This is a genomic window from Aminobacter sp. P4_D5 (assembly GCF_056401815.1).
Genome location: NZ_JBFUIP010000344.1, coordinates 1 through 1,895 on the forward strand (window position 1 = coordinate 1; position 1,895 = coordinate 1,895).

General features: G+C 56.3%; 2 protein-coding genes. Both read right to left on the reverse strand.

Annotated elements, in window-relative coordinates:
• Window positions 1-168: 168 nt before the first annotated feature.
• The gene (locus AC1DWF_RS31685) at window positions 169-843 is read right to left on the reverse strand and encodes an outer membrane protein (RefSeq protein ID WP_476787135.1); all 675 of its coding nucleotides are present in this window, start codon (window positions 841-843) and stop codon (window positions 169-171) included.
• A 321-nt stretch (window positions 844-1,164) separates the two neighbouring features.
• A partial coding sequence (locus tag AC1DWF_RS31690; RefSeq protein ID WP_476842527.1) for a sensor histidine kinase occupies window positions 1,165-1,895 on the reverse strand: 731 nt, incomplete at its 5' end.

Sequence of the window (1,895 nt, forward strand, 5' to 3'; positions counted from 1 at the left end):
CCATGCTAGAGCGTGTCGGATGGAAAAACACGCTCACGGAGTGCGGAGATCACCCTCGCGGGAAGGTAATCTCCGGGCGTAGCTGAGGACTGCGCCCATTGGGCTCCGCTCGATCAAACGTCGTGCGCCCAAATCAAGTTCCCGCTATTGAAGGCGAACCCTGTGGCATTAGAACTTGTAGGCGACACCGACYGTGAGTGTGTTGGTGTCGAGGCTAACGTCGCCGAAGTTGTCGAACTCGCTGTCACTGAAGTCGTAGTAACGATATTCYAGGCGGCCAATCCAGTTGTTGGTAAACGCGTATTCCGCGCCCAATCCGATCGTCCAGCCGGTCAGAGATTTGTCGGTATCGAGGACGTCGTTATCCCAGGCGCCCGCTTCGGCAGAAAACTGAGTAAAGGCTACGCCACCGGTGGCAAAAACAAGGGTACGGTCGAACGCATATCCGGCACGGGCCCGTATCGAGGCCAGGTAGCTGCTGCCGATATCAACATCCCGGTTACCGAACCGTGTGTTGATGGTGACGGTYTCGTCGTTCCAGACTCCGTTAATGTCGCCTTCGACACCGAGCACCCATGCGCCGAACTGCCAGTTGTAGCCGGCATAGGCACCAAAGAGGCCGCCGTTGAAGCTGTCGTCGAATATACCAGTGTCGGGTCCATTGACGCTACTGTTGGACCACAGGCCCCCACCCTGAATACCGAGGTAGCCGCCGGTCCAGCTAAAAATTGGGGCTTCTTGGACCACAGCCACCGGTACTGGTGGTTCTTCAATCACCGCATCGGCTGCGTAGGCGCTCGTGCTGGCCAATCCTGCCAGGAATACAAAGGGGTAAACTCTCATCAGTTCATTCCATCCTGATTTCAGGCCCCCGCCTTACTGACCATAAATATCAGCACTTGCTAAAAAGTACTGTCACATGGTTACAACAGAGTGGAATGGAATGCCGCAGCCGTGGCGGCCGGCGAAGGCCACTCGATTATCTGGCGGCCGAAGGTCAAGCGGCCATGGTGCGGCTGAAACGACAAAAAGCCCCGCTACCTTCCGGCAGCGGGGCGATCATATTGCCGGCGCAGGGCGTCTACATTTGGTGGGAAGCTGACCTAAACCCCTGCCCTGCTCGACTCAAATTTGTCGGCTTGCGGCGTTTGAACATCAGCGGGTTTACGCCGCTTCGGGAAGCCTAGACGTGAACGTCGCCCTTGTGATCGACACGACTGTTCCAGATGTCCCGGTAATGACATCCGCTCGAGCCTCAAGCTGCTTCACAAGCGCTTCCACAATTGCCGTTCCCAAGCCTACATTTGGCGCATTGCTTACAGGTTTTCCCACGCCATTGTCCGAGACAGTCAGCTTCCAATCGCCGCCATTGGTCTCGTAGGTCACCTGAATAAGTGCGTCCGTCCTCTTCTTAGGAAAGGCGTATTTGATAGCATTAAGAACGAGTTCGGTGACGATCAGCCCCAAGCTTACAGCCTTCTGAGAATCGATCCTGCCGCCTTCGGTGACTACGTTCACGGCAATGGCGTGGTCTTCTCCAATCATCGAAGCGGCCAAGCTGCTGCAAAGCTTCGTCAAGTAGGAACCCACTTCAATCTCGTCTAGCCCGGTCGAGGCGTGAAGATGCCGCTGAACCTCGGCAACCGACATGACCCGCTGATGCGCGTCCTTCAGATGCTGGCGTGTTTCCTCTGAAGTGACCGAGCGAGCCTTTATCAGCAATATGCTGGCGATGATCTGCAGGCTGTTGGCAACCCTGTGCTCCATTTCGCGAAGAAGCACATCCTTCTGGCGAAGCAGATCTTCGGTTCGGCCCAGAAGCTCTTCTTTCTCGCACTCGATCACGCGGCGGGCCGTTATGTCGGTGAAGGCGAGCAAGATGGTGATGGCATTGC